Source organism: Microbacterium sp. CBA3102 (genome assembly GCF_007954505.1).
GTDB lineage: Bacteria > Actinomycetota > Actinomycetes > Actinomycetales > Microbacteriaceae > Microbacterium > Microbacterium aurugineum.
On the sequence record NZ_CP042412.1, the window covers coordinates 2,620,775 to 2,640,963 of the forward strand.

19 protein-coding genes, 1 tRNA gene and 1 other RNA gene are annotated in these 20,189 nt (G+C 67.9%); 11 read left to right on the forward strand and 10 right to left on the reverse strand.

The genetic code is table 11. The features are described 5' to 3' along the window. Positions 1-32 precede the first annotated feature (32 nt). Entirely contained in the window at positions 33-560 is a 528-nt protein-coding gene (locus tag FGL91_RS12485) for a dihydrofolate reductase family protein (protein ID WP_153243957.1), read from the forward strand. 123 nt (positions 561-683) lie between these two features. Beyond that, the gene (gene dapF, locus FGL91_RS12490; RefSeq protein ID WP_131490877.1) at positions 684-1,556 is read left to right on the forward strand and encodes a diaminopimelate epimerase; all 873 of its coding nucleotides are present in this window, start codon (positions 684-686) and stop codon (positions 1,554-1,556) included. A 25-nt stretch (positions 1,557-1,581) separates the two neighbouring features. On the opposite strand, the gene FGL91_RS12495 is transcribed toward dapF, so the two are convergent. Continuing rightward, on the reverse strand, positions 1,582-2,229 hold the full coding sequence (locus FGL91_RS12495) for a class I SAM-dependent methyltransferase (RefSeq protein ID WP_047519272.1): 648 nt from the start codon (positions 2,227-2,229) through the stop codon (positions 1,582-1,584). Between the two features lie 67 nt (positions 2,230-2,296). Between FGL91_RS12495 and hflX the strand changes: the two genes are divergently transcribed. Next, positions 2,297-3,808 carry a GTPase HflX gene (hflX, locus tag FGL91_RS12500; RefSeq protein WP_153243958.1) on the forward strand — a complete coding sequence of 504 codons (1,512 nt, stop codon included), beginning with the start codon at positions 2,297-2,299 and terminating at the stop codon, positions 3,806-3,808. 6 nt (positions 3,809-3,814) lie between these two features. On the opposite strand, the gene FGL91_RS12505 is transcribed toward hflX, so the two are convergent. Continuing rightward, on the reverse strand, positions 3,815-4,480 hold the full coding sequence (locus FGL91_RS12505) for an SIMPL domain-containing protein (protein WP_131490878.1): 666 nt from the start codon (positions 4,478-4,480) through the stop codon (positions 3,815-3,817). Between the two features lie 140 nt (positions 4,481-4,620). Here FGL91_RS12505 and ssrA point away from each other — a divergent pair. Both ssrA and FGL91_RS12515 read left to right on the forward strand, forming a co-directional pair. Continuing rightward, positions 4,621-4,990: a transfer-messenger RNA gene (gene ssrA / locus FGL91_RS12510) on the forward strand. A 156-nt stretch (positions 4,991-5,146) separates the two neighbouring features. Next, complete coding sequence (locus FGL91_RS12515) at positions 5,147-8,017, forward strand: HAD-IC family P-type ATPase (RefSeq protein ID WP_153243959.1); 2,871 nt, start codon at positions 5,147-5,149, stop codon at positions 8,015-8,017. An 8-nt stretch (positions 8,018-8,025) separates the two neighbouring features. On the opposite strand, the gene FGL91_RS12520 is transcribed toward FGL91_RS12515, so the two are convergent. Both FGL91_RS12520 and FGL91_RS12525 read right to left on the reverse strand, forming a co-directional pair. Next, complete coding sequence (locus FGL91_RS12520) at positions 8,026-8,595, reverse strand: hypothetical protein (protein WP_131490880.1); 570 nt, start codon at positions 8,593-8,595, stop codon at positions 8,026-8,028. Between the two features lie 21 nt (positions 8,596-8,616). Next, on the reverse strand, positions 8,617-9,414 hold the full coding sequence (locus tag FGL91_RS12525) for an inositol monophosphatase family protein (protein WP_153243960.1): 798 nt from the start codon (positions 9,412-9,414) through the stop codon (positions 8,617-8,619). A 153-nt stretch (positions 9,415-9,567) separates the two neighbouring features. Here FGL91_RS12525 and FGL91_RS12530 point away from each other — a divergent pair. Both FGL91_RS12530 and FGL91_RS12535 read left to right on the forward strand, forming a co-directional pair. Next, positions 9,568-9,643 (forward strand) — tRNA-Lys (locus FGL91_RS12530). Positions 9,644-9,840: 197 nt separating this feature from the next. Beyond that, entirely contained in the window at positions 9,841-11,373 is a 1,533-nt protein-coding gene (locus FGL91_RS12535) for an Ig-like domain-containing protein (protein WP_153243961.1), read from the forward strand. Between the two features lie 22 nt (positions 11,374-11,395). Here the strand turns inward: FGL91_RS12535 and FGL91_RS12540 are convergent, their stop codons facing one another. The 4 genes from FGL91_RS12540 to FGL91_RS12555 are packed head-to-tail and all read right to left on the reverse strand — an operon-like array spanning position 11,396 to position 14,410. Then, positions 11,396-11,878 (reverse strand): YbaK/EbsC family protein, encoded by a 483-nt coding sequence (locus tag FGL91_RS12540; RefSeq protein WP_153243962.1) that lies wholly within the window; start codon positions 11,876-11,878, stop codon positions 11,396-11,398. 43 nt (positions 11,879-11,921) lie between these two features. Next, the gene (locus FGL91_RS12545; RefSeq protein ID WP_153244739.1) at positions 11,922-13,157 is read right to left on the reverse strand and encodes an MFS transporter; all 1,236 of its coding nucleotides are present in this window, start codon (positions 13,155-13,157) and stop codon (positions 11,922-11,924) included. Next, positions 13,148-13,585 carry a MarR family winged helix-turn-helix transcriptional regulator gene (locus FGL91_RS12550; protein WP_047519251.1) on the reverse strand — a complete coding sequence of 146 codons (438 nt, stop codon included), beginning with the start codon at positions 13,583-13,585 and terminating at the stop codon, positions 13,148-13,150. The genes FGL91_RS12545 and FGL91_RS12550 overlap by 10 nt, the downstream gene beginning before the upstream one ends. A gap of 36 nt (positions 13,586-13,621) precedes the next feature. Next, a complete protein-coding gene (locus FGL91_RS12555; protein WP_134353599.1) occupies positions 13,622-14,410 on the reverse strand; it encodes an IclR family transcriptional regulator in 789 nt (262 codons plus the stop codon). A gap of 105 nt (positions 14,411-14,515) precedes the next feature. Here FGL91_RS12555 and FGL91_RS12560 point away from each other — a divergent pair, with 105 nt between their 5' ends. Genes FGL91_RS12560 through FGL91_RS12570 form a run of 3 tightly spaced genes read left to right on the forward strand, consistent with a single transcriptional unit; the run spans position 14,516 to position 17,143 of the window. Next, on the forward strand, positions 14,516-15,289 hold the full coding sequence (locus FGL91_RS12560) for a CoA transferase subunit A (RefSeq protein WP_153243963.1): 774 nt from the start codon (positions 14,516-14,518) through the stop codon (positions 15,287-15,289). 1 nt (position 15,290) lies between these two features. After that, on the forward strand, positions 15,291-15,956 hold the full coding sequence (locus FGL91_RS12565; RefSeq protein ID WP_194239215.1) for a CoA transferase subunit B: 666 nt from the start codon (positions 15,291-15,293) through the stop codon (positions 15,954-15,956). Next, a complete protein-coding gene (locus FGL91_RS12570; protein ID WP_153243964.1) occupies positions 15,953-17,143 on the forward strand; it encodes an acetyl-CoA C-acetyltransferase in 1,191 nt (396 codons plus the stop codon). Before FGL91_RS12565 ends, FGL91_RS12570 begins: the two co-directional genes overlap by 4 nt. 24 nt (positions 17,144-17,167) lie before the next feature. Here the strand turns inward: FGL91_RS12570 and FGL91_RS12575 are convergent, their stop codons facing one another. Both FGL91_RS12575 and FGL91_RS12580 read right to left on the reverse strand, forming a co-directional pair. Continuing rightward, positions 17,168-17,467, reverse strand: coding sequence for a hypothetical protein (locus tag FGL91_RS12575; protein ID WP_047519243.1), 300 nt, complete (start codon positions 17,465-17,467; stop codon positions 17,168-17,170). A 9-nt stretch (positions 17,468-17,476) separates the two neighbouring features. Then, positions 17,477-18,517, reverse strand: coding sequence for a PLP-dependent aminotransferase family protein (locus tag FGL91_RS12580; protein WP_227991611.1), 1,041 nt, complete (start codon positions 18,515-18,517; stop codon positions 17,477-17,479). 377 nt (positions 18,518-18,894) lie between these two features. Here FGL91_RS12580 and FGL91_RS12585 point away from each other — a divergent pair, with 377 nt between their 5' ends. Next, positions 18,895-20,154, forward strand: a complete 1,260-nt coding sequence (locus FGL91_RS12585; protein WP_153243965.1) for an MFS transporter — start codon at positions 18,895-18,897, stop codon at positions 20,152-20,154. Positions 20,155-20,189 lie beyond the last annotated feature (35 nt).

Consider the following 20,189-nt stretch of genomic DNA (forward strand, 5'->3'; position numbering starts at 1 on the left):
TCGATGTCGGTGAGTGGTGGGAGGCTGAGGGCATGGTCACCCATTTCTTCACCGCCTCCAGCCTCGACGGGTTCATCGCGACAGACGAGCATTCGCTCGATTGGTTGCTGACGCAGGATGTCGATCCCGATGGTCCGATGGGGTACAACGCGTTCGAGAAGAACGTCGGCGCCCTGGCCATGGGGTCATCGACATACGAGTGGGTCATGCGCCACGAAGAGGGTCGATGGGGCTACAGCCAGCCGACCTGGGTGTTCTCCCACCGTGAACTCGAACTCCCGAAGAACGCCGAGGTGCGGCTGACCCAGCAGGACGTGCAGAGCGTTCATGCCGAGATGTCGGCGGCGGCGGGCGATCAGGACATCTGGATCGTCGGCGGGGGAGACCTTGCGGGTCAGTTCGCCGATGCGGGGCTGCTGGACGAGGTCTGGGTGCAGTATGCGCCCGTGACGCTGGGCTCCGGCGCACCTTTGCTCCCGCGCAGGCTCGACCTCGAGCTCATGGAGGTCGCGCGCAATCGGAACTTCCTGTGTGGACGCTATTCCGTGGTGTCCGCGTGAGCGTGTCGACCGAGTCACCGACCTCCGGTGCGCCGGAGTAGACCGGGTACGAGCGGTTTACCGTGGCCAACACGGGAAAGCGTCTCGTCTCCGACGCCTAGCCCCGCTCTCTAGACTGGGGGCATGGTCGCATTCACCAAAGGGCACGGCACGGGCAACGACTTCATCATCATCGCTGACCCTGACGGGGCGCTCGATCTGACGGTGGAACAGGTCACCGTCCTCTGCGACCGCCACTTCGGTATCGGTGCGGACGGCATCCTCCGCGTCGTCCGATCCGAGGCGATCCCCGATGGCGAGGCCGCGCTGGCGGAGGAACCTGCTGCCGAGTGGTTCATGGATTACCGGAACGCCGACGGTTCGCTCGCCGAGATGTGCGGCAACGGCATCCGGGTGTTCGCGCACTACCTGGTTCGCTCCGGTCTCGCGACCATCGAGCCAGGATCCACCCTGCCCATCGGTACGCGGGCCGGTGTGCGCGACGTGACTCGAAGCGCGACCGGATACCAGGTCGACCTCGGCCGTTGGAAGCTCTCGGGCGACGACCCGCTCGTGCGTGTCGACGGGCTCCCCGTCACGCGTCCCGGCCTCGGGATCGATGTCGGCAATCCGCACGTCGTCGTGGCGCTCGCCTCGGAGGCCGAGCTCGCTGGCCTCGAGCTGCACCGCGCACCTGATCTCGATCCTTCGCTTCCCGAGGGGGCGAACGTCGAGTTCGTCGTGCCAGGGGAGCCGCTCGTGCGCGATGGCGTCGGACACGTGAGCATGCGCGTCCATGAGCGGGGTGTGGGCGAGACCCTCAGCTGCGGTACCGGCGTCGCCGCGACAGCGCTGGCCGTGCGCTACTGGGCGGGGGAGAAGGCGCCGAACAACTGGCAGGTGGAAGTGCCGGGCGGCACCCTCGGCGTACGCATGTTCCCGGCCGAGGACGGGGAGCACGTCGCGCTCTCAGGCCCGGCCCAGCTGGTGTTCCAGGGCGAGGTCGACCTCGTCTGACCGTCGTCCAAGACGACGGCGACGGTCACAACTCGGAGAGTGCGATCGGCTCCGTCGGGGGCGTGCCGTGCTTACGGACCTTCAGGATCCGGTACCCCTTGCCGGTGGCGGTCCGGAAGACGCTGTAGCCCGGATGGAACGTCGCGCCGATCCAGCGTTGCAGCGAGTCGGCCCCGAGGTTCCGCTGCACCACGAGCCACGCGTCGCTGCGCTCGTCGAGTCGCGGGATCCACCGTTCCAACAGCCCGTGGAGCTCGTTCTTGCCGACGCGGATGGGCGGGTTCGAGCGGATCGTGCGGAACGACACGTGCGCGGGAACATCGTCGGGCAGAGATGCGTTGACATTGGTGAGCCCGAGAGCAGCCGCGTTGCGGCGGACGAGATCCAGGGCGCGCTCATTCACGTCGACGGCCCACACTGTCGCATGGGGAGAGGCGAGGGCCATCGAGATCGTGACAGGACCCCAACCGCTCCCGAGGTCGAGAAGGTCGCCGCCCGGAGGAACCGGAGGCGTGTTGGCGAGGAGCACTGCAGTGCCGGCGTCGAGACGATCCGGGCTGAAGACACCACCGGCGGTGGTGAGTTCGAGCTCTCGACCTGCGAGCGATACGCGGATCTTACGAAGGTTCTCGGGGCTTGCCGGGGCCGCAGTGAAGTAGTGATCGGACCCCATAGGGCGAGCGTACCGGACAGCGCGGGCTAAGGTTAAGGCTCGCTACGAACCCAGAGACAAGGAACGGATGACGGAGACCACCACCCCCTCCACCGACGACCACACCGTCGATCGCGTACTCGCGAGCGCAGAGAAGCGTTCCGACGTGCACGTGTTCGGCGCAGCACAGGCGCTGCAGGATGAATCGACGGCCTCCCACGGCAGCACCGATGGTGCGCAGTGGGACCTCGAAGACCGTCACGCGCTTCGTCGCGTCGGCGGGCTTTCGACAGAACTCGAGGACGTCACCGAGGTCGAGTACCGGCAGCTGCGTCTGGAGAACGTCGTCCTCGTCGGTGTGTACCCGCAGGGCGCGCAGGAGGACGCGGAGAACTCTCTCCGTGAACTCGCGGCGTTGGCGGAGACCGCCGGTGCCGTGGTGCTCGATGGCGTGCTTCAGCGCCGGCCGCATCCCGATGCCGCCACGTATCTCGGTCGCGGCAAGGCGCAGGAACTCAAAGACATCGTCGCCGCCGTGGGCGCTGACACCGTGATCGCCGACACGGAGCTCGCGCCGAGCCAGCGTCGTGCACTCGAAGACGTCGTCAAGGTCAAGGTCATCGACCGCACCACGGTGATCCTCGACATCTTCAGCCAGCACGCGAAGAGCCGTGAGGGCAAGGCCCAGGTCGAGCTCGCGCAGCTGGAATACCTGCTTCCGCGTCTGCGCGGATGGGGTGACTCGATGAGTCGTCAGGCCGGTGGGCAGGTGGGTGCCGGCGGCGCGGGCATGGGCTCGCGCGGTCCCGGTGAGACCAAGATCGAACTCGACCGTCGGCGGATCCGGACCAAGATGGCTCTGCTGCGGCGCCAGATCCGAGACTTCGGCCCGGCTCGTGAGGCGAAGCGCGCCGAGCGCAAGCGCAACACGATTCCGTCGGTCGCGATCGCGGGGTACACGAACGCCGGCAAGTCGAGTCTGCTCAATGCGCTCACGAGCGCCGGGGTGCTGGTCGAGAACGCGCTGTTCGCGACGCTCGATGCCACGGTGCGCCGATCCGAGACGGAGGACGGACGCGTGTACACGTTGACCGACACCGTCGGATTCGTCCGTGACCTGCCGCATCAGCTCGTCGAGGCCTTCCGTTCGACGCTGGAAGAGGTCGGCGAAGCCGACGTCGTGCTCCACGTCGTCGACGGCTCGCACGCCGACCCGGCGGGTCAGCTTCAGACCGTGCGCGACGTGCTCGGTGATGTCGGCGTACGGGATCTGCCCGAGATCGTGGTCTTCAACAAGGCGGATCTGATCGACGAGGACGAGCGTCTGGTGCTCCGCGGCCTCCAGCCGCACGCGCACTTCGTGTCGTCACGGTCCGGCGAGGGAATCGCGGAGCTGCGTGCCGCCATCGAGGACGCACTCCCGAAGCCGGCAGTCGAGGTCCACGCGGTGATCCCCTACGATCGCGGCGACCTGGTAGCCGCGATCCACGAGTCCGGGTTGTTGCTCGCCGTGGATCATCGGGAGGAGGGAACCGCCGTTCATGCTCGGGTGTCCGAGCGTCTCGCGGCGGAGCTCGCTCCCTTCGCGACGCCGGAGTGATCCGGGTCAGCGGGCGAGGAAGCGGGCCTCGACGGTCGCCGAGATGACGATCTCGTCCGGTTCGTACTCCATCACGGGGCCGGCGTCGGCAGCGAAAGCGATACCTCCGCGCGCCTTCATCAGCGGCGCCTCTGCGGAGCCCTGAGCCTTCGAGATCAAGCCCGCGTCGGCGATCTCGATGGGGGTGACCTGCTCCAGTCCGAGCGCCCCGGCGTACGCCTGAGCCCGTGTGACGGCGACGCCGACAGCTTCCGCAGCGACCTCTTGTTCGACCTGCGTCCGGGTTTCGGGGGTCAGATGCCACTCGACCCCGCCCACCTCGACGCCGTCCCACGGCGAGATGTCGGAGGTCCAGATCGAAAGCTCGGGAGCTTCCGCGAAGGTCGCGGTGAAGTCGACGCTGGCGTAGAACACGGGTGCGAGGCGCTTGCCGTCGTTGCTCCACGGCCGCTCCGCACGCACCGAGAGACGAGTGCTGGTCCAGTCCACGATGCTGCCCGCGTCGGCTCGCTCGGTGATGCTGGTTCGCACAGGGTCGGCCAGTCGCATCACATGTTCGAGGACGACCGTCCGCTCCGGCCCCTCGCTGCGGACGCTCACGCGGATGGTTGCTCTCTCCGGTGCGACGCGCCTCTCGTGCTCGCCGCGGACGGTGACGGTGACTTCACTCATGGGCCGACTCTACGCCAGCTCATCACGCCCTGCGGAATGGCGGAGAGCCGTCGAACGTTGTAGTCTGAGATGCTCGGGTGTTCGTCATCCGGGTTGGCAATTCCATAGTGTGACAACGGCTCCTTCGAGAGAAGGACCACGGGGCTGATCGGTTTCGACAGCGCCTGTGAATCCACGAGAAGCGGGCCGAGGATGCAGAGTTATCTCGTAAACGCTCTCTGCAAAAAAATAGTTGCCGAAACCAAGCGCAACGACTTCGCCCTCGCTGCATAAGCGAGCCCGATAGTCCGTCAGGCCGTATGTGATTCCGATACGGATCCTGGCGTCATCTAGGAATCTTGCTGCGTGATGGCGTCTGGACGTCACGTGGGACTCTTCCCAGGCTGGGCTCGTCGACTTAGGTGTCTGTGACAAAGGTCGGAGCCGAGCAGAACATCTTCACAGACTGCGCCCGGAGAAGGCGTGGAGACTCAGCGTTGGACGGGGGTTCGATTCCCCCCAGCTCCACCACGTCGTTGTCACAGGAATTGAAGCCCGCCTCCCTCGTAGCCACGAGGGAGGCGGGCTTCGCTGTGTGTCCGGCTTCTCATCAGCCAGCGTGGTCGGGGCCGGGGAGAACAGAAGCCATCCGACGGGCATCCTTTACAGGGGCCTATATTGAGGTCTGTGGAGTCGACGACCGAAACGGACACGAACGGTCTGACGCGCACGGAGGTCGCAGAGCGTGTCGCGTCCGGGAAGACGAACGCGTTCTCGGCGGACACGAGCCGAAGCGCGTGGAGCATCGTGCGGGCGAATGTGTTCACGCTCTTCAACGGCATCGTCTTCGCCTGTTTCCTCGTGCTGTTCCTCGTGGGGCGCTGGCAGGATGCGCTGTTCGGACTCGCTGCCTTCGCGAACGCGATCATCGGATGCGTGCAGGAGTTCCGCGCGAAGTCCGCGCTCGACCGCCTCGCGCTGATGAATGCGCCACGAGCGTTGGTGCTCCGAGAGGGCGTGCAAGCCGAGGTCGCACCCGGCGAAGTGGTCCTGGACGATGTGCTCATCCTGCGCGCCGGCGAACAGGTGCCGGCTGATGCCCGCATCCTCACGTCGCATGGACTCCAGATCGACGAGTCGATGCTCACGGGCGAGTCGGATCCGGTGGAGAAGCAACCGAGCGACGATGCTCTCTCGGGTGCTGTCGTCGTCGGCGGCGAAGGGACTGCTCAGGCGACCCGAGTGGGGGCGGACTCGTATGCGAACCGCTTCGCCGGCGAGGCCAAGCGCTTCTCCCTCGTCTCGAGCGAGCTCCGCGCTTCGGTCGACCGCGTTCTGAAATGGGTGAGCTGGGTGATCGGCCCGGTCGGGCTGCTGGTGCTGAACGCTCAGATCATCGTCGGTGGAGGATACGCCATGGTGTTCTCGAGCGGCGCATGGGTGCAGGCGGTCGTGAACACGATCGCGGCGCTGACCGCGATGATCCCGCTCGGCCTGGTGCTGATGACGAGCATCGCCTTCGCCGTCGGGGCATCGAGACTGGCGCGTCGACAGGTGCTGGTCAATGAGCTCCCCGCCGTCGAGGGCCTCGCGCGCGTCGATGTCGTGTGCCTCGACAAGACCGGCACCCTGACCGTCGGGGAGATCGGCTTCGATGCGGCGCATCCCCTCGCCGGAAGCACGACAGAGCTCTCCGGCACCGCCGCGGCGGTGCTGTCCTGGTTCGCCGCCTCGCCGGATGCGAACGCGACGGCGCGATCGATGGCCACGGCGTATCCGGTCACGCAGCCCCTCGTCGTGCGCGGATACGTTCCGTTCTCCTCGGCGCGCAAGTGGAGCGCGGTGACGTTCTCGGAGATCCCCGGGGCCTGGGTGATGGGGGCACCCGAGATGGTCTTCGGAGACGCGGCGACGTCGGACGCGACCGAACTCGGACGCATGGTCACCACCCTCGCCGAGACCGGTCGGCGCACTCTGGTCCTCGGTCGTTCGGAGACTCCGCTGTCCGAGGCGGACATCGAGTCCGAGCAGCTTCCGAGTGAGCTGACGGCCGTCCTCGTCCTCACTTTCCGCGAGCAGGTCAGGCCCGACGCGGCGCAGACCCTCGAGTACTTCACACGGCAGGAGGTCGGCATCCGGATCATCTCCGGCGACAACCCGCGCACGGTGGCTGCGATCGCCCGGGAAGTCGGCCTCGACGTCGCGGAGGGCTACGACGCACGGCGGCTGCCGGAAGGCGATGCCGAACTCGCCGACGTCCTCGATCAGCACTCGGTCTTCGGGCGCGTCACCCCCGAGCAGAAGAAGCGCATGGTCACGGCGTTGCAGAGCCACGGGCACACGGTCGCGATGACGGGCGACGGCGTCAACGACGCCCTGGCGATCAAGGCTGCGGACATCGGCATCGCCATGAACTCCGGATCGCCCGCCACCAAGGCGGTCGCCAGGCTCGTCCTCCTCGACGGACAGTTCTCGCACCTGCCCGATGTCGTCGCGGAAGGGCGTCAGGTGATCGCGAACATCGAACGCGTGTCGATGCTCTTCCTGAACAAGACCGTGTACGCGACACTGCTCGCGATCATGTTCGGAGTGCTCGTGCTCGAGTTCCCCTTCCTGCCGCGCCAACTGTCGATCACCGATGGCCTGACGATCGGCATTCCCGCCTTCTTCCTCGCGCTCATGCCCAACGCGGCCCGGTACGTGCCGGGGTTCCTACGACGTTCGCTGAGCTTCGCGATCCCTTCGGGAGTCGTGGTCGCCCTGGGCCTGACCTGGTACACCTTCGTCGCGCGAGGCCTCGGAGTCCACGAGGAACAGCTGCGGACGGGGGCCACCGTGATCCTCGCTGTGGTCGGGATCTGGATCTTGGCGGTGCTCGCACGTCCGCTCAACCGGTTCAAGGTGATCGTCGTGGGGGCGATGTTCGTCCTGCTGATCGCGGTCTTCACCATCCCGCTCGCCCGAGAGTTCTTCGTGCTGGTCGACCCGGGAGAAGACCTCGCCATCGCGCTCACGGGGATCACGATCGTGATGGTCGCCGCGATAGAGGTGGTGCGTCTGCTTCACCGCCGCCTCGTCCTGAGCCCGAAGACGGCCGCGACCACGCGGGTCATCGCGCGGCCGTCGACGGCGACGACCCCTCCGGCTCGCGTCGTTGCGGGCATCATCACGACGGTGGTCGTGGTGCTCGCGTATGCGTTCGGTGTCCTCGCGACGGGCTTCGGCATCCTCGTCTTCCTCGGTCGCTACGACCCGGATGTGAGCACGTCGGCGTTCTCCCTCGCCGGTGCGGCGATCGCCTTGTTCGGCCTTCTGGTGCTCGCGGTCGCTGCCGGAATACGTCGTGGCAGTGGACTCTCGCGGCTCATGCTCACGATCTTCCTCGGGGTCGCCATCGCGCTCAACGCCGTCGTCATCGTCTTCGGCGAGCGGTGGGACTGGGGTGCGGCGGTGACGGTGCTGGTGGCTGCGACCCTCATCACGCTGATGTGGTCACCCCCGGTCGCGCGGGGATTCGGACGCATCAGAGAGAGCTCGATGGGCGCCGCGCGGCCGTAGCGACGTCTTCAGCCCGTCCACTCGACGAGGATCAGGCCCTGCCTGGTGTCGGCGAACTTCACCCATCCGTCGCCGAACAGGTAGGTCATCCCATACCCGTCCGCATCGGTTCCCATCGAGTACTGAGGGTCCTCGGTGAAGTAGACGCCCGCGGCGTCGTCCTCACGCTTCCACCCTTCGGCGAGGAGACCGGCCTGCGCGTCGGCGGCTTCTTCCGATGTCGTCGGCGACCAGCCGTAGAGCTGACCGTGATCGGAACCGACGCTGTAGTCGGCCCAGAAGCACAGCAGGCCGTCGGTGAGTTCGACGCCGCCCACGACGAACTCCTTGGACTGTGCGGTCCATCCGGCGTCCGTGAGAGCGGTGACCGTCCCCGCCGAGATCATGGACTCGCACGTGAGCTCCTCGGCAGGAGGCTCGGGCGCCGTCGATGCTGCCGGCTCGGGAGTCGCCACGGGACTCGGGGTCACTCGATCCGGAGTAGGCGTGGCCGGCGAGGCCTCCGGTGCCGCACACGCGGTCAGGGCAGCGATGAGCAGCACGACGCCCGCGGTGGCGGACATGATGCGCGTCTTCATCGCGGGCCCCTTTCGTCCGGATCAGTCGTTGATGAGTGTCAGGAAGTCGTCGTGGAGACGGCCGTTGGTTGCGAGTGTCGAGCGCGCCGAGATCGTCTCGTCTCCGTCGACGGCGGTCATCCGGCCACCTGCTTCTCGGACGATCGGCACGGCGGCGGCGATGTCGTACTCCTTGACGCCGAATTCCGCGACCATGTCGATGCGGCCCTCGGCGAGGAGCATGTACGCGTAGACGTCACCGTAGGCGCGGTCACGCCAGACCCGTGCGCCGATGCTCAGCAGGGTGTCGAGACGACCGGCGTCCGCCCACTGCGCGATGCTCTGGAAACTGACGCTGGCGTCGTCGAGGGAGTCCACCGCCGAGGTCTGCAGCCGTCGGGGCTCGCCTTCGGTGGCAGTCCAGGCTCCGCCACCCATGGCCGCCCACCAGCGGCGACCGAGAGCGGGCATGCTCACGACACCGACCTGCGGCACTCCGTCGATCGCGAGCGCGATCATCGTGCCCCAGAGCGGAACGCCACGGAGGAAATTCGCTGTGCCGTCGATCGGATCGATGATCCACTGGCGGTGGGTGCTTCCCTGTGCGCCGAACTCCTCACCGAAGATGCCGTCTTCGGGGCGCTCGGCTTCCAGGACGCGGCGGATGGCGCGCTCGGTGGCGAGGTCGGCATCCGTCACGTGGGAGTTGTCAGCCTTGGTCGAGATCTCCAGATCGGCGGCGTCGAAGCGGCGGAGCGACTGGGCGTCGGCGGCATCGGCGAGGCGGAGTGCGAGTTCGAGATCGCTGCGAAGGGAGTCGGTGAGGGGGGAGTCGGTCACGGTCTCAGAATAGTCGTCACGACGGCGTGGCCAGAGTGTCGAACGGCCAGGTTTCCGCGTGAGTCGGCGGCGGCGCGCCCGAGGCGACCCCGATTTCACATGGGGTCCGTCGGCTGGTAATGTAATTCCTCGGTCGGGGTTCTCCCGGGCCACGCACCTCTAGCTCAATCGGCAGAGCAACTGACTCTTAATCAGTGGGTTCTGGGTTCAAGTCCCAGGGGGTGCACCAGAAAGGTCTTGAAACTCTCGCCAGTTTCAGGACCTTTCGTCGTTCACGGAGATCTCCCGACGGATTTCCGTGAACTCGCGTAACGGAATCGGCAGGACGTCGTCTCTCCCCGTGGGGATACGCCGCACCTCGTACGGATGCGCTGCTGTAGGACAGCAGGATCCGGGTGTGGCGTGTCAAGAGAACTGGGGAGAAACGTGAACACACATCCTGGACGTGCGCGCGCACGCCGAACGACCATCACGGCCATCGCCGCGACAGCGCTCACCGCTGTCATGACGTTCGTGGGCGCCGGAGCGGCGACAGCCGCGGAGTACGACTATCCCGCGGCCATCGACGCGGCATCGATCACCGTCACGACGATGAACGGGGGATCATCGGTCACGCAGTACCAGCAGATCCGTGTCGATGCCGAGTGGGCGGTGCCGGACGGCGCCGTCGACGGGCAGAAGTTCGGATTCACGCTGCCGAGCCAGTTCGGACGCGCCGGGATGACGTTCTCGGTGCCGTCCGTCGAGGATCCGAGTCAGACCGTCGCCGAATGCACCGTGAGCGCCGACGCCGCCCCCGTCGTCACCTGCACGCTCACAGACTTCGTGGACGGACGCACGGGAGTCAACGGATCGCTGTGGTTCGCAGCCAGCGCTGACGAACAGACGACCGAGAGCACGGTGGAGTTCGTCGTCGACGGCAAGATCACGCCCGTCGAGGTCCCCGGTGGCGGGATCGGTCCGGCGTCGCCCTTGCCCACGGAACCGCAGAAGTGGTCATGGCAGACGGCCGACGGCAGGATCGCGTGGCAGCTGGTCCTTCCCGGCGCACAGTTCCAGAACGTCGATTCCCTCGTCATCCACGACATGCTGGCCACGGCCGACGACCAGTTCGCCGAGCATCACAACGAAGATGGGGCGCTCGTCGTCTGGAGCACGGACGGACTCGACCAGGACGCCAAGGACGTGTCGAACTGGACCGGCGGCTGGAACGCGGAGGGAACGGGGTTCGATCTCGTGATCCCCGGGCCGATCGACCCGACGCGCACCTACTTCGTCAAGTACTTCACCGTGCCGAGTTCGCAGGCCGCCGGCGCCACCTACGGGAACGTGGCCGACGTGAACGGTCTCACGCTGCGGAATGACCTGGCCTGGCGCGTCACGGGCGGGGGCACAGGCGACGGCAGCGCGTCGGGTGACTTCACGCTGACCAAGGTTCTCGAAGGATCGGGCTCGTCGGAGGTTCCGGCCGACGCGGTCTACACGGTCCGCTACAGCTACGGCGAACCGGCGGTGGAGCGGACGCTCACGGTGGCTGCCGGAGAGGCGACGTCTCGAATTTCGTTGCCTGCGGGTACCCTCGTCACCCTCGTGGAACTCACGCCTCCGGCCGTCGAGGGGGTCGAGTGGGGTACGCCTGTGTTCTCCGGCAGCGGCGTCAGCGGGCGGGCCGATGGGTCAGCCCAGTTCACGATCGGCGGGGGTGCGGCCATCGCGATCACGCTCACGAACACCGCCACAGTGACGCCGCCGGTGGTTCCGCCGACCACGCCCGACACGGGCACCCCGCCCGACGCGGTCACCCCGCCGAACGAGCTTCCGCTGACGGGGCAGGGATCACTGGCCACAACCGGTGGAGACGTGCCGGCGGGGTACCTCTGGGGCGGGGGAGCAGCGCTCCTGCTCGGCATCGCTCTGACGGTGTTTGCTGGGGCACGGGCCCGCCGACGTCAGGAGTGAGACGCAGCTCGGTCGACCCGTGCTACGCGACGGGGATGACGGCCCCGTTCGTGATCACCCGAAGATGCTCGAAGGTGAGGGGCATCACGGTGTGCGGGTGACCGGCCGCAGCCCAGAGCTCATCGTGATCCTGGAGCGCCTCGTCGAGGAAGGTGCGCAGCGGCGCGGGGTGTCCGACGGGCGCCACGCCGCCGATCGCCTGGCCGGTAGCGGCGCGGACCACGGACGCCGGTGCCATCGAGACCTCCGCCGCCCCGATGCTCTCGGTCAGGACGGCGAAGTCTGCGCGGTGTCCGCCGCTGGTCATGATGAGGACGGGTTCGCCATCGGCGAGGAACACCAGGCTGTTCGCGATCGCCGCGACGTCACATCCGATCGCGGCCGCCGCTTCGGCCGCCGTGCGCGCCGAGTCGGGAAGGACACGGATCGTGGTGTCCACGCCCGCATCGACCAGGTGCTGCTGCACGAGCCTGCTGCGTTCCGGGAGGAGGGTGCCTTCGCTCATCGCCCCACGATATCCAATGCTGCTCCGCCGCCTGTCCTCCTGGTCAGCCGGCGTCGCCGACGAGGATCGCGGCCGCATCCTCGGTGGCGGTGTCCTGCGGCTGGTCGTCGATGTGTGCGAGAACGCGTCGACCGAGGAACACGGTCAGCGCGGCGAGCAACACGGACACCGCCGCGAAGAGGTACGGCACCGTCGCGTTGAACGCGTGCCACAGCAGGGCGGCGATCGGAGGCGCCATCGCACCTCCGAGGAAGCGCACGGCCGAGTACGCGGAGGACGCGACCGAGCGCGGGAGATCGGTGGCCTCCATCACAGCCTCGGTGAGCACGGTGTTCATCACACCGAGCAGCAGGCCGCCGATGACGATGCACGCCACCAGGGCCGGTGCGCTCCCGACGACGAGCCCGGCGACGACCAGATCGGCCGCGAGCAAGGGGAGGACGAGAAGGATGATGCGGGTGCGCGGTATCCGACGCATCAGCACGGGGGCCACCCACACACTCGTGACGGCGAGGGCGACTCCCCATCCGAAGAAAGTGAGACCGATGCCGAGCGCGCCGAAGCCGAGGGGGAACGGTGAGAAGGCCAGCAGCACGAAGAAGCCGATGTTGTAGAACAGCGCAGCGATCGCGAGGGTCGCGAGTGCCGGGCGACGCAGTGCGGTGAACGGAGCGGAGAACGGCACCGGCACCCTCTTCTCACCCGGACCGCGGAGCAACACGAGCACGGCGACGAAGGCGATCGCCATCAGCACGACGACGCCGAAGAACGGTCCCCTCCAGCTCTGCTCGCCGAGGATGCCGCCGAGCAGAGGGCCCACGGCGATGCCGAGGCCGAGCGCCGCTTCGTACAGGATGATCGCCGCGCTGCTCCCGCCGGACGCCGCGCCCACGATGGTCGCGAGCGCCGTCGAGATGAACAGCGCGTTTCCGAGCCCCCATCCGGCACGGAAGCCGATGACCGCGTCGACGCTGCCGCTCACGGCGCAGAGGAGCGCGAAGACCACGATCAGCGCGAGGCCGATCAGCAGGGTCGCTTTTGCGCCGATCCGGCTGGAGATCCAGCTGGTGACGAGCATCGCGAGCCCGGTGACGAGGAGATAGCTGGTGAACAGCAGTTCCGTCTCGACCGGAGACGCCTGGAGCGAATCGGCGATCGCGGGAAGGATGGGATCGACGAGGCCGATGCCCATGAAAGCGACCACGCACGCGAACGCGACCGCCCAGACCTGCGCGGGCTGCTTCCACACCGATGAGGTGGTGGGGGTGTTCACCGAGATTCTCCTGTTCGTTCTGTGGCGGTGTGTGCGGCGAGGATCTCCGCCGCACGAGTGAGAGCCGACCAGTCCTCCTCGCTCAACGCCGCGAATCGAGGCGCCAGCGTCTCCCGGAACTCCGCACGCCACGCATCGATGGCGGCGGCGCCCTGCGGCGTGATGTCGACGACGGTCGCGCGGGAATCGTCGGCGTCGGGGGAGCGGAGGACGAGTCCCTCGCGTTCCAGGCCCCCGATGAGCCGGGTCATCCCGGGCTGGGTCGTGCGGGCGGCAGCGGCGAGCTCTCCCACACGTCGCGATCCTGACTGCTCCAGAAGGCTGAGTACTCGCCACTGTGCAGCGGGTGCCTCGTTGCCGGCATCCTGAGCGGCGATGCGTCCGAGGGCATATCCCGAGAGCACCAGTGAGGGGATGACATCCGAGCGATTCATACCAGCGAGTATATACCCGCTGGTATGTAAATGGATCTAGCGTCGGGCGCCGGCGATCCGGGCGGAGAGCTGGTGGGCGTGCGCGAGAAGGGTTCGTCCGAGCTCGGCCAGACGCTCGGGGCCGAATCGGAACTCCACGCCCGTCAGGCTCAATGCCCACTCCGGTCGCCCGCTGCGATCGAAGACGGCCGCGCCGATGCCCCAGCTGCCCTCGACGATCAGGCCGGGGTTCACCGAGTATCCGCGCTCCTTCGTCTCGGTCAGGCGGGTGCGCAGAGCGGAGGGGCCGTGTGCTCGCCCCCACCCGCTCTCGAGCTCGGGGTGCCGGCCGAGATACGCGTCCACATCGTGGTCAGGAAGGAAAGCCAGGATCGCGAGCCCTGCACTCGCCACACCGAGGGGGAACCGGACTCCTTCGCTCAGGACGAAGGAGCGGATCGGGAACGAGCCTTCCTCGCGCAGCAGGCACACCGTCTCGTCCGCACGGCGCACCGAGAAGAACGCGCTCTCCTCGGTCTTGACGGCCAGTGAGCGCACGATGTCCCGTGCGAGCGCGGTCACGTCGTAGCGCGCCGCCGCCACGGACCCCATGAGGAACAGCTCAGGGCCGGGCATCCAGAGCGTGCTGTCCTCGTCTCGATCGACGAGCCCCTCGGCCCGCAGTGCGCTCAGGAGACGGTGCGCGGTCGAGCGGGACAGGTCGGCGGCGCGGGCGAGGTCGTGCAGGCTCGCGCCGTCCACGCCGGAAGACGTCACGAGGCGGAGGAGGCGTGCCGCTCGGGCGATCGCCTGTGCGCCGGGGACGGAACGGTCGGGGGATTCCATATTGTGGACGCTACCTCCGGATGTGACCACATCACAAGAACGGACTGCCCCCGGGCGCCGGGAGAGGGGGAAGCTGGAGACACGCACGCTTTCGAAGGAGCAGACGTGATCGACAAACAATGGGAGTCACCGGCCGAAGCCGTCTCCGACATCCCGGACGGCGCCTCGCTGGCCGTCGGCGGCTTCGGCCTGTCCGGTAATCCGATCGCCTTGATCGAGGCACTGCTGGCACAGGGGACGAAGGACCTCAGCGTCGTGAGCAACAACTGCGGCGTCGACGACTGGGGGCTCGGGGTCCTGCTGGCCGCGCAGCGCATCCGGAAGATGACGTCGTCCTATGTGGGGGAGAACAAAGAGTTCGAGCGCCAGTTCTTGAGCGGCGAGCTCGAACTCGAGCTCACGCCTCAAGGGACCCTGGCTGAGAAGCTGCGGGCAGGCGGCTCGGGCATCGCGGCCTTCTACACGCAGACCGGCGTGGGCACCCAGGTCGCGGAGGGCGGTCTGCCTCGTCGATACAACTCGGACGGCTCGATCGCCGTCGCCTCTCCCGTCAAGGACGTCCGCGCGTTCGACGTGGACGGCGTGCCCCAGGAGTTCGTCCTGGAAGAGGCCATCGTCACCGACTTCGCGCTCGTGCACGCGGCGCAAGGCGATCGCCACGGCAACCTCGTCTTCAACAAGGCCGCACGCAACTTCAATCCCCTCGCCGCGATGGCGGGCCGGATCTGCATCGCGCAGGTCGAACGACTCGTGGAGCCGGGCGAGCTCGACCCCGACAGCATCCACCTCCCCGGAGTCTTCGTGCACCGCATCGTCGAGGTCGGCACCGATATCCCCAAGCGCATCGAACGGCGGACCGTCGCCGTGGAAGGAGCCTGAGATGGCACTCTCGCGAGACCAGATGGCTGCCCGAGCCGCAGTCGAGCTCCCGGACGGTGCCTACGTGAACCTCGGGATCGGACTCCCCACGCTCGTGCCCAACCATGTGCCTGCCGGGACCACGGTCGTGCTGCAGTCGGAGAACGGCATCCTCGGCGTCGGACCCTACCCCCGGGAAGAGGCCGTCGACCCCGACCTGATCAACGCCGGCAAGGAGACGGTCACGACCCTCCCGGGCGCCGCCTTCTTCGACTCGGCCACGAGCTTCGGCATGATCCGCGGCGGGAAGATCGATGCCGCCGTCCTCGGTGCCATGCAGGTGTCTGCCGCCGGTGATCTCGCGAACTGGATGATCCCGGGCAAGATGGTCAAGGGGCCGGGTGGCGCCATGGATCTCGTTCACGGCGCAGCGCGCGTCATCGTGCTCATGGAGCACGTCGCGAAGGACGGCTCGGCCAAGATCGTCGACGAATGCACACTCCCGTTGACCGGTCGTGCGGTGGTCGATCGGATCATCACCGACCTGGCCGTGATCGACGTCACGGAGGAAGGGCTCGTCCTCGTCGAGACGGCGCCCGGCGTCACCGTCGACGAGGTCGTCGACGCGACACAGCCCCCGCTCGCCATCCACCCGGATCTCCTCGAGGGAAGGACCCCTGCACCATGAACGACACCGAGAACGACATCGTCATCGTCTCCGCGGCCCGTACGCCGCAGGGGCGGCTGAAGGGACAACTGGCCGCCTTCACGGCGCCGCAGCTCGGATCCTTCGCGATCCGTGGCGCGCTCGCGCAGGCTTCGGTCGATCCGGCCGACATCGACGCGGTGATCGTGGGGCAGGTGCTGGCCGCGGGCTCGGGGCAGAACGCGGCGCGCCAGGCGGCGATCGGCGCGGGCATCGGCTGGGATGTGCCGGCCCACTCGGTCAACAAGGTGTGTCTGTCCGGATTGACGGCCATCATCGACGCGGCGCGGATGATCGCCACGGGCGACGCGGACGTGGTGGTGGCAGCGGGGATGGAATCGATGACGCGGGCGCCGCACATGCTCATGGGCTCGCGCGACGGCTGGACGTACGGGAGCGTCGAGGTCCTCGACCACATGGCCTACGACGGTCTCACCGATGCGTACGACCGCGAGAGCATGGGCGCGTCCACGGAACGCCACAACGCCCGTTTCGAGCTCACCCGGGAGGCGCAGGATCGCGTCGCCGCGCTGTCGCACCAGCGCGCGGCCGCCGCGCAGGAAGCGGGAGTCTTCGATGCGGAGATCGTGACGGTCGAGGTGCCGCAGCGCCGGGGGGAGCCGCTGCGGGTCACGAAAGACGAGGGGGTCCGCCCCGACACCACGGTCGACACGCTGGCCGGACTGCGTGCCGCCTTCGCCGAGGGCGGTTCGATCACTGCGGGGAACTCGTCCCAGATCTCCGACGGCGCATCGGCCGTGATCGTCACGACGCGGCGCACGGCGGAGGCGAAGGGCTGGCCCATCCTGGCCCGGGTGGGGGCGAGCGGTCAGACCGCCGGACCGGACAACTCGCTGCAGGCGCAGCCGGCGCGCGCGATCGAGCGCGCCTGTCAGAAGCAGGGCATCACGCCCGCGGATCTCGATGTCGTGGAGATCAATGAGGCCTTCGGTGCTGTCGTGGCACGCTCGCAGACCGAGCTCGGACTGGATGAGGGCATCGTGAACATCCACGGAGGGGGCATCGCGATCGGCCACCCGATCGGGGCCTCCGGTAACCGTCTCGTGGTCCATGCGGTGCACGAACTCGTGCGTCGAGGCGGAGGAACTGCTGCCGTCGGACTCTGCGGGGGAGGCGGTCAGGGCGAAGCGCTGATCCTCACACGCTGATGTGTCCGTCCAGGGCGCTCGGACTCAGCGCCGTGCGTCCTGGGCGTGGTCCTGCGTGTCGGCGAGCGCCTTCTGCGAACGGAACTGGAGCCGCTGGGCCTTCTTCGCCTTCTTGACCGACTGCGGCGAGTCGGCATCGACGAGCACACCGCGACGTTCACGGTTCATGTCGACGACGGCTCCGATCGCCAGAGCCATCGTGATGCCCCAGCTCAGCCACGACAGAAGGGCGCGCCAGGTGATGGGCTGTTCGCGGGTGCCGCGCAGCAGGGAGACACCCGCGGAGATCGCAGCGACGAGTCCGGTGCTGAAGAGGTAGCGCATCCCTTTACGCTACCCGTCCGCACCCCATGTCGCACCGAGCCTTGACAAGCCCTCCCGGATCCTGGCAGGGGAGTAGGTCGTGAAGGACAGGCGCAACGTCCGTGGATCCGGGGTGCCGGAGGAGAACGACGTGCCGGGGACGAACGCGACGTCCCGAGCCAGCGCTCTCCTGAGCGCTGTCGTGGCGTCGAAGCCCTCCGGGAGGCGGACCCAGACGAACATGCCGCCGTCCGGTCGAGTCCACGTGCTGCCCTCGGGCAGCGCGGTCGGCAGCGCCTCGAGCATCGCGTCGCGGCGGGCGGCGTACGCGTCGCGGATCCGGTCGAGCGCGGGCTCACTGCGACCGGAGACGAGGTAGTGGGCGGCCGCCGCTTGATCGATGGTCGAGGTGTGCAGATCGGCTGCCTGCTTGGCGATCGTCACGGTCGAGCGGATGTCGGCCGTCGTGCGGATCCACCCGATTCGCAGGCCGGGAGCGATCACCTTCGAGAAGCTGCCGAGGCTGACGACATGCTCGGGTGCGAGCTCGGCCAGCGAGGGGAGGGGGTCGCCCGAATACCTCAGTTGGCGGTACGGCTCGTCTTCGATGATGCGGAATCCTCGGCTCCTCGCGATCTCCGCGATGCGTCTGCGGGCCTCGAGCCCGTGTGTTCGGCCCGTCGGATTCTGGAACGTGGGCACCGTGTAGAAGAACTTCGGGCCGTGCGTCGGCGCCAGTCTGTCCAGCGCCTCGAGATCCAGGTCATCACCGTTCGCGGGAACGCCCACCACGTGCGCTCCCGCCAGCGCGAACGTCTGCAGGGCGGCGAGATAGCAGGGCTCTTCCACGAGGATCGTGTCTCCGGGGTCGAGCAGTGTCGTCGCGAGCAGTCCGAGACCCTGCTGCGAACCCGTCGTGATGATCAGATCGGATGCGGCGGTGGGCAGTCCGTCGATCGAATAGCGCCGCGCGACCTCTTCCCGCAACCGCGGGTCGCCTTCCGACGTGGAGTACTGCAGCACACCGGGAGAGGCCAGGACGGCGTCGAACGCAGCACGGATGCCGTCCACGTCGAAGAGCTCGGGGGCGGGAGACCCCCGGCGAACGAGATGACCTCCGGCCGCTCGGTCAGTGCGAGCAGGTCACGCACCGGGGAAGTCTTGGCCGTTCCGGCCCGCTGCGAGCGTGAGGGAAGCGGGACGGTCGCCGCGGCGACAGGGGCGGTGGTGGGCAACGGAATCCTCCTCGGGAGCGGCAGCGTGAGACGGGTGCCGCCCAGGATAGACCCTCCCTGCACCGGCGGATTCCCGGGCTTTCCTCGTCCACATCCGCTATCCTGGGTGCGTCGCGGCTCGCCCGCGGCCGCACACACCGTGTATCTACCGGCCGCCGGCAATCCGGCGGACAGCGGCGGCACCCGACATCGCGTCATCGACGCGCGAGAGCCATGACACACGCACCCGCATCACCGAAATCCGCCCCGCAGAGCCCGAGCCTCCTCCGCATCGCGGGCCTCCCGTACTTCCTCATCGCCTTCATCGCACGTCTGCCCTTCGCGATGATGGTCGTCGGCGTGCTGACGGTCGTCGTCTCCGCGCGCGGATCCCTCTCGCTCGGAGGCCTGACGTCGGCTGCCGTCGGATTGGGCACAGCGTGCTTCGGGCCTCTGCTCGGCGCTGCCGCCGACCGATTCGGCCAGCGTGCGGTGCTGGTCATCCTCGCGCTGGCCAACGGAGCGATGCTCCTGCTCTTCACGTTCGTGGTCTACGGCACGGCCGCGGACGGCTTCGTACTGCTCGCCGCGGTCGGCATCGGTGCGACGGCGCCGCAGGTCGCTCCGCTCTCGCGCTCACGACTGGTCACGATCATCCGGGACCGGATGCCGGAGGCCCGACGTGATCGCACGGTGTCCGGCACGATGGCGTACGAGTCCGCCGCCGACGAGACCGTCTTCGTGTTCGGCCCGTTCCTGGTCGGCATCCTGGCGTCGGCGATCTCGCCGTGGGCGCCGCTGGTCGGTGCCGCCGTTCTCACCGTCGTGTTCGTCGGGGCATTCGCCCTCCACCCGAGCGGCCGCCATGTCTCGCAGGACCGTGACGCCGACGGGAGAGCGCCCTCGGCCGTCTCGGAGCTGTTCCGCCCGCGGCTGCTGATCGTCGTCGTCGGCATCCTCGGCGTCGGGATGTTCTTCGGAGCCATGCTCACCTCGCTCACCTCGTTCATGGCGGATCGGGGTGCTCCGGAGCAGGCCGGCCTTCTCTACGGCGTGATGGGGGTCGGCTCCGCCCTGCTCGCCCTGGGCGTGGCCTGGCTGCCACCCGCGTTCTCGCTGCGCGCGCGCTGGCTGGTCTTCTCCGGAATCCTGTTCGTCGGCACGCTCCTGCTGAGCATCGTCGATTCGCCGGGCGCGATGGTCCTGGCTCTCGCGATCATGGGCATCGGCATCGGCCCGACCCTCGTGACCCAGTACAGCTTCGGTGCCGCCCGCAGCCCGCTCGGTCGCTCCGCGACCGTCATGACGATGCTGGGCTCCGGCGTCGTCGTGGGGCAGTCCATCGGCGCAGCCGTCACCGGAGAGATCGCCGAGAGCATCGGCACCTCCGCCGCTCTCCTCCTGCCGATGGTCGCCGCTTTCATCACGTTCGCGGCCGGGGCCGCCAACTGGGTTCTCAGCGGTGAGCGGCGTCGTCTGTCCGTGACGGTCTGACACCGCGCGGCAGAGTCACGCCAACCTGGGTAAGT